General features: G+C 72.2%; 1 protein-coding gene. It reads left to right on the top strand.

Annotated features, from left to right (window positions below; all coding sequences use genetic code 11):
• The coding region (locus IEJ02_RS47970) for an AMP-binding protein (protein WP_191070531.1) at positions 1-536 on the top strand (536 nt) is incomplete at both ends.

The raw sequence follows: 536 nt of genomic DNA, 5'->3' as shown, positions 1-536 counted from the left end.
CGGCTCGACCGGCACCCCCAAGGGCGTGGTGGTGACCCACCAGAGCCTGGTCAATACGATCGGGTGGGCCGTCGAGACCCTGGGGACGCGAGCCCTCTCCCACGTGATGATGTCCACCTCGGTGAGTTTCGACGTGTCCACCTTCGAACTGTTCGCGCCGCTCGCCTGCGGTGGACGTGTCGAGATCGTGGACGACGCCGTGGCCCTGGTGGGGCGGTTACCCCACCGGCCGGAAGCCAGCCTGGTGAGCGGCGTCCCCTCGGCCCTGGTCCAGGTCGCGAAGGCGGTCGGGCCGCGGGACTTCCCGGGCGTCGTGGTCTGCGCCGGGGAGGCCCTGTCGGGCCCGGCGGCCCGCACCATCGGTGACGCCCTGCCCGGCTGCCGGGTGCTCAACGCCTACGGCCCGACGGAGGCCACGGTCTACGCGACGGCCGGGTGGTACGACGGCGAGACCGAGGGCGCCGCACCGATCGGTGGGCCGATCGCCGGTACACGGGCGTATGTGCTGGATGGTGGGTTGGGTTTGGTGCCGGTGG

The organism is Streptomyces sp. 5-10 (assembly GCF_014712245.1).
Classification (GTDB): Bacteria; Actinomycetota; Actinomycetes; order Streptomycetales; family Streptomycetaceae; genus Streptomyces; species Streptomyces violaceusniger.
This window is presented reverse-complemented; position numbering and strand designations above follow the sequence as displayed.